7 protein-coding genes are annotated in these 6,397 nt (G+C 37.6%); 5 read left to right on the top strand and 2 right to left on the bottom strand.

Annotated elements, in window-relative coordinates:
• The 4 genes from AB4517_RS10375 to AB4517_RS10360 all read left to right on the top strand — a co-directional run.
• A partial coding sequence (locus AB4517_RS10375) for an AAA family ATPase (protein WP_372148308.1) occupies positions 1 to 468 on the top strand: 468 nt, incomplete at its 5' end.
• Positions 455 to 1,645, top strand: a complete 1,191-nt coding sequence (locus AB4517_RS10370; RefSeq protein ID WP_372148307.1) for a hypothetical protein — start codon at positions 455 to 457, stop codon at positions 1,643 to 1,645. The genes AB4517_RS10375 and AB4517_RS10370, both read left to right, overlap by 14 nt.
• A gap of 294 nt (positions 1,646 to 1,939) precedes the next feature.
• Positions 1,940 to 2,482 (top strand): hypothetical protein, encoded by a 543-nt coding sequence (locus AB4517_RS10365; protein ID WP_372148306.1) that lies wholly within the window; start codon positions 1,940 to 1,942, stop codon positions 2,480 to 2,482.
• Between the two features lie 88 nt (positions 2,483 to 2,570).
• A complete protein-coding gene (locus AB4517_RS10360; RefSeq protein ID WP_136989427.1) occupies positions 2,571 to 2,966 on the top strand; it encodes a hypothetical protein in 396 nt (131 codons plus the stop codon).
• Between the two features lie 88 nt (positions 2,967 to 3,054).
• On the opposite strand, the gene AB4517_RS10355 is transcribed toward AB4517_RS10360, so the two are convergent.
• Positions 3,055 to 4,290 (bottom strand): phage integrase Arm DNA-binding domain-containing protein, encoded by a 1,236-nt coding sequence (locus AB4517_RS10355; RefSeq protein WP_372148305.1) that lies wholly within the window; start codon positions 4,288 to 4,290, stop codon positions 3,055 to 3,057.
• A 729-nt stretch (positions 4,291 to 5,019) separates the two neighbouring features.
• A complete protein-coding gene (gene rplY / locus AB4517_RS10350; protein ID WP_017060373.1) occupies positions 5,020 to 5,298 on the bottom strand; it encodes a 50S ribosomal protein L25 in 279 nt (92 codons plus the stop codon).
• Between the two features lie 367 nt (positions 5,299 to 5,665).
• Here rplY and AB4517_RS10345 point away from each other — a divergent pair, with 367 nt between their 5' ends.
• Entirely contained in the window at positions 5,666 to 6,394 is a 729-nt protein-coding gene (locus AB4517_RS10345; protein ID WP_017060374.1) for a glycosyltransferase, read from the top strand.
• Positions 6,395 to 6,397: the final 3 nt, after the last annotated feature.

Genomic DNA, 6,397 nt, shown 5'->3' with positions numbered 1-6,397 from the left:
TTATATACTTATATACATAACGAGAAGAATTTCGGCATAAAAAACCATCTAATTGTAATGGATGAGGTTGACTTATATCTACATCCTGACTGGCAGAGAACATTTCTCTCCGAATTGCTAGACTTTATAAACGTAGAATTTCCAGACAACAGCGTTCAGGTTATCTTAAGCACACATTCGCCAATCATAATTAGTGATTTTTTGCCCGAAGATCTAGTTTCTCTTGATAAGAATAATGGTAATACAGAAATTGTAGAATCTTTTGGATTTGGTTCACACATTACAGACCTATATGTAGATGGAATGCATCTTAAGTCAACATTTGGCGAGCATTCTAAAAAAGCGATAAATCATTTACTAAATCGAGCAAATGAAGGAAGGCTTACTAAACAAGATATTGGTTTAGTGAAAAAAATAAAAAGCAAAAACATACAACAGATGATACTAGGTTCCCATGATAAAAATTGATCTAATTCATAATGCTGATTTCTTAAATCGTTATGAAGAACATGTATTAACAGCAAGGTTGCTACCTTCATTTCAAGCTCTAATCTTGACGATTCCAGATGAAGATCGGGAACAGGTATCTAAAGTATTCACTCCTGATTTTATTCGAGAATTAGTATTATGTGATGCTAATGAGTTATATGATAAAATAACTTTTGTTTATGACCAAATTCATAAAATAACAGAACGTTATTGCATTGAATATTATTTAAGAGATCTTAATGTCGATTTATCTTTTTCCTCATTAAATATAAGAACAAATGCAGGGAAGGATGAAATTAAAGCTATCCACTCAAAAGTGTTGCTTGATCTCCAGTTAATATCAAATGAACGCCAATCAATATACTTACCAACTATAATCGCTAGTATGCAAGATACAACGGTAGCATCAGCGATTAAAAAGCAACTAGAGTCATTGATTTCAAAAAAAACAGGCAATCATATTTTTAGTGACGAAGAGAAAACATTGTATCCAAACTGGGTTAATAAATTGGCTGATTTGTTTAACTATGAAGCAATGTCACAAGTGTTTGGACGTGATATTACTAACAGTATGGATTTAGACGTTTGTCCATATTGTAATAATGAGGATATTGAAACAATTAATGCAGAAGGGGCTGAAACAAGACCAGACCTTGATCATTATTATCCTAAATCAAAATTTCCATTTCTCGCATTAACACTTTCAAATCTAATACCTGCTGGAAATAGATGTAATCAAAAATATAAGAAAGCAAATGCAATGTTAGACTATGTTCATCCATATATAGACGGGATCAATCATGCCCCACTTTTTGATTTTAGCTATATGTTTGACGAAGGTCGAAACCTCGATTCGTTAGATATAACTTTACACGAACAAAACAACCATCTAGACAACAACCTAAATTTATTTAAAGTTAGAGAAACACATAACAAAAACAATGTTAAAACTTGGTTTTTAAAGCTTGAAGAGCGTTATCAATTTTTGAGAAACTCTGGTCCTAATGTATTAAATGGTACATTAGATAATAATGATCTAATTAGAATTCAGTTAGATGTAGATATTCAAAAATCGCCAAAAAATGAACAGTATCAAAAGCTGAAAATTGATGCTCTCAACAAAATTTCAAATAGAAATTTTCTAATAGCTGATTAATTACTTAGTGTTAGAACGGCGTGTTGAGCAAATAAAATGTCAGGCCGTTCTCACCTAAATCAGTCGCATTTATGCAGATGTTTTTCTTTCTAGCATACCAAGCCTTATGACTTTATTTATTGCTTTTACATTGGCGGGCATTCCACGAATTGACCATTGAACAACTAAAACTGAACAAGACAATGAGAAAATTATCTCGATAAGCTAAAAGTGGAGCTTAGTCGAGGTATGTAACCCTATAATACCCACATACCCCTATAATTATTTTATGTAACAATTAATAAGAGACAAGTTATGAGTAAAAATATTCTAACTGCTTTCGGTGGTAGTGCCAGTGATTCTATAAGTAGCATTATTGCTCAAGCTATGGCATTTCGTCTGGAATGCTTTGAGTGTGAAAATGGCGAGTTTTATCTATCAGATGAGAACTATGACTTAGCAATAGTTATTATTGGTCAGCTAGATGCTCAAACTAAAAAGCTTAGAGATGCTTATTCTGAGATTGAACAATCAGAAAATGTTGATAGTTACTTTGGTAACTTAGCCATCGATGAATTGTTTGTTGCTAACGGTTTTATCCGAGGTTTTGAGATGATTCTCAATGCACAACATTACGATATGAAACGCCGTAATTTAGTTTCAGAAGCTTCAGTGATGCAAGCAATGCGTCAGATTCGAAGGGCAACGGCTAAACTACGAAAAGCTATTGATGATCTGATGTCTATAGAGCGCCAACTTCGCGTTGCTTCAACGGAAAAGCATCAAATGAGTTTAGAGATGACGTGTGATAAAGTTACTAAGCTCACAGCTGCGACAAAAGCAGCTAGCGTCAATTAAACTGCCTAGCATTCTTTTTATTTGAATCTATTGATGTTATTGGGTCTGATACGTACTGTTGTCTCCTTTTTTATTTGGAGCCAATAGTATGTTGAAAAAATTTGAGAGTCGCCTTGTATCAGTTTCTAATAATGTAGCCAGTATTAGAGAGCTTATTACCCCTATTATTAACGCAAATGAATACATTTGTATTGTGACAGGTGAGTGCGTCAAGTTTTCGTATCCTGAGCAGAATGGAGGCGTTGATTTTGACACTAAAGTTAAACAACTATCTGAAATCTTTCGCATTCCATTTGGCGATATGGATGGAGGATTTGGTGCTAGGAACTGTCTAATCAAACATAGTATTAAAGATAACTTGATCGAATGGACTGTTGATTTAAGCTCTGAAGAAGGAGACTTATTAGAGACTTACCTGTGTGAACAATTGCTATCACTATTTAGGAAGCTTGAGCGTAAATATAAAATGAGAACAACGATTTAGGTTAAAACTAATACGTTGTTCTGCTGTCAGTAAGCATTTAGTTTTCGGTTTAACCTCTGATTTACCTATGCACTGATACACCATTTTATCAATTGTTCGAATAACTCCAGATAGAAATGGGCTCACACTCATTCCATACTGTTTCGTCAGGTTTCGTATAAATCTCAGTGGTTTTGGCGTCGTTATGAGCCATCCTGCTGGTGGCACTTAAGCCTTTTTGTTCAATCAACCGAGCAGCTAAGGATCGAATCTCGTGATACGTAGGCCTTTGGTTGCTCGGTAAGTCAGACTTAACTCCCACTTTGTCGCGGATTTTACTGAACTGCTTACTTAGGTAATGACTTTGCACTTGATAGATATGGTCACAATCTTGAGCTATGCCTCGTTGCTGTTGTATAGGCTTCTTATGGACGATATAAGGGCAAGATACCCGATCTGAATAGCTTAGCTGTACAATGTCGTAGATTGACTGAGTGACAGGGATCTTCACTCTAGATGCTGCTGAGTTTTGGACTTTCTGTCTATGAATATAAAGGTATCCATAAACTTTTTCACCATGGAGCATATTTGGTTTCTTATCTTGATTCCATACAATCCCACAGCGGTTATCTTTTGGTTCTCTTATGTTGTATTTGATACGACATACTTCGTTGACAGAGTGTGTCGTCTCTAACGTCAACGCCATAGCGACTTTAAGAAAGGTTGGTGCGTTACTATAAATTAACTCAAATTCTTCTAACGTCAGTCTTTGGCGCTTTTTAACACGTTCTGACTTCATGACTTTCAAACGCTTTTTATTGCGCATGAAGTTATCTGTTATAAATGATTGATCGGCTAGGTAACTGAATGCTTTCTTGATATGGCTGAGGTTATTGTTGTAGTTCTGAGATGAAGACTCACCATAATGTGTTTTTAAGAATGCATTCAACATTTCTAAGTTCAAGTCATGCGTGAGTATTGTTCCCAAATCATCACAGAGTTTCTGCATTATCGATTGATACTTCTTCAGTGAACCTTGTGAGAGCTCTTCTCTTTCAATCATGGGATAGATTTTTTGTAGCGCTTTGCCTAAAGGAATATTGAACTTACTTTCAGTTTGTTCTGTAGACTGGTGAGCTTGCTTAATGCGCTGTGCCATTGAGCGGTATTGGATATTATAGTTAACCGCTTCATTGATAGCGTGGAGCTTTTTTGTGCCTTTAGGGAAATTGAAATAACTTCCAGACTCAAGCTTCAAGCGGTAACGTACCTTGCCATCTTTATGCTGATATCGATAAAGATAAGGTGGTAAGTCGATATTTTTGACAGATCGGTTTCTACCCATAGTTAGATCTCCTAATGATAGATCACCACCCTAATCATGGAGTAGTGATCTAATTACCGACGTTCATTTTCAGTTACTAAACTGAAGGGCACTGTTATCATCTACCAAGACGAGTAGGTTACCGCTTGGTGTTAGGACATAGGGCAAGTAGCCTTTCCGGCACCAGTTATGTACGGTAGCTGTCGTGATCCCTGAACCTGGGTACTTTTCTTCAAGATACTTTTTAGGTGTTAGTGTTCGCGTGCTCATGATTGCTCTCCACTTCATTGTGATGGTTTAAAGTCAGATGATCGTTCACCTGAAATTAATGTAATCAGTAATAACAACGGATTTGACAAATAAGGACGCTAATTTGCTTGTTTAATTGTTTTTCGAATAATCGAAAAGACGCGAATTGGGCCAAAGTGACAAGTCGGTTGTGACTTGAAGACCAAGACCGGGGAGAGGTGTCGTGGGGGCGTATGAGAGTGATTAATTGACCATGTGAGCACTGTATACTGTCACGATAATGTCACTATCGTGATCTTTCATGTTCTCACAATTTACCCAATTATCGCCTAAGGTTATGAAAAATATAAATATTAATCGGTTTTTCAAACCCCAGAAACGGTGAAACCCCGATGTTGGTAGCATCGGGGTTTCGAATTTCTAGATTTCTCGACTGGTAAGATCGATTATCTTTTCTATGCAGAAGGCTGGATTAATCCAATCTTATTCCTTGGTAGGGAATTAGATGCGGATGAAGTCCATGTGCTCAACTTTTGGCTTGAACGCGTGACGTTGAACGTCTTGTGGCTTAACCTTAACTTCTGCGCCGTCAATCAGTAGAGTGATTGCTTCGTAGAATTCAGGCTTGTCCATTTGGTTGATCACGTCAGCGTGAACAAGTTCGATAGCTACAGCTTCAGCTTCGCCACCGTAGATTACAGCTGGGAATTTACCAGCGTGACGTAGGCGGCGGCTCGCACCTTTACCTAGTTCAGTACGTACTACTGCTTCAAATTTCATAGTTTTACTCTCAAATTAGTAAAAATTAACTTCACACCTCAATGCGACCTTGAGTGTGTGGTAATGCTTAAACATAAAAGTTCATGCTTAAGCGAGCGCGGATACTAACATCACATTCCAATATGAGCAAGTCAGAAGCACATCTCAAAGTGAATTTCCTTCGATAATGGGTTCGTTTGGAGATAAAACGTTCGCTAACGCTTGTTTAGCGCATTTTACTCCCTTTTACATCGCAATCCTTATCTATTTATATCACTGCTAAATCATCAAGTTAATGAACGGAAAATGAATGTTTGCCTAAGACTTGGTTAAGTCTTAGTTCGTTAATCTTAGTGTCAATTAAACAGCAGAATGAATAGGTGAAAATATGGAACCGGTAAGCATTGTCGTAATTACGCTAAACGAAGAGAAACGCATTAGCCGCTTAATGGAAGAGTTGAGCGTGCAAACCCACCAAGAGTTTGAAGTGATTGTTGTCGACTCGAACAGTGAAGATAACACCCGAGAAGTCGCACAAGCCTATGAAAGTGCATTGCCAAAACTGACAGTCCACCATATGCAAGAACGCGGTGTTAGCCTTGGTCGAAACACCGGGGCTGCTTTGGCGCAATACAACCGAATCCTTTTCTTAGATGCTGACGTGAGCTTGCCTCGAAACTTCCTTGCGAAAGCGCTTTATGAACTAGAAGAGAAGAAGCTTGAAGTGGCGGGTGTGTACATGAGCTCGAAAGGTTTGCCGCTTGTACACAAGTTTGGTTACGGGCTATTTAACGCAGGCTTGTTTACTACTCAGTTCTTTTTCCCGACGGCGATTGGCGCATGTATTTTCTCGACTAAACGGGCGCATGATGAGATCGGCGGTTTTGATGAAGAGATCGTCCTGTGTGAAGATTGTGACTACGTAAAACGTGCGAGCAAAACATGGCGATTTAGATTCCTAAATATGACTTTTGGTTTTGACCCTCGTCGCTTAGACCAAGATGGCGTTGTGAAGACAGGCTCTACTTATCTTAAAGCCAATGTAAGACGCTTCTTTAAAGGAGAAATGCGTAATAACGAGATGAACTACAAGTTTGGTCACTACAAAGAACAGTAAGCA

It is taken from the genome of Vibrio sp. 10N.222.52.C3, assembly GCF_041474195.1.
In the GTDB taxonomy this organism is placed as follows: domain Bacteria; phylum Pseudomonadota; class Gammaproteobacteria; order Enterobacterales; family Vibrionaceae; genus Vibrio; species Vibrio crassostreae_C.
This window is presented reverse-complemented; position numbering and strand designations above follow the sequence as displayed.

What these genes read in the sequence shown, in the direction of transcription:
- AB4517_RS10370 (WP_372148307.1), top strand. Translation starts at nt 455, where the DNA reads ATGATAAAAATTGATCTAATTCATAATGCTGATTTCTTAAATCGTTAT.
- AB4517_RS10365 (WP_372148306.1), top strand. Translation starts at nt 1,940, where the DNA reads ATGAGTAAAAATATTCTAACTGCTTTCGGTGGTAGTGCCAGTGATTCT.
- AB4517_RS10345 (WP_017060374.1), top strand. Translation starts at nt 5,666, where the DNA reads ATGGAACCGGTAAGCATTGTCGTAATTACGCTAAACGAAGAGAAACGC.
- AB4517_RS10360 (WP_136989427.1), top strand. Translation starts at nt 2,571, where the DNA reads ATGTTGAAAAAATTTGAGAGTCGCCTTGTATCAGTTTCTAATAATGTA.
- AB4517_RS10355 (WP_372148305.1), bottom strand. Translation starts at nt 4,290, where the DNA reads ATGGGTAGAAACCGATCTGTCAAAAATATCGACTTACCACCTTATCTT.
- rplY (WP_017060373.1), bottom strand. Translation starts at nt 5,298, where the DNA reads ATGAAATTTGAAGCAGTAGTACGTACTGAACTAGGTAAAGGTGCGAGC.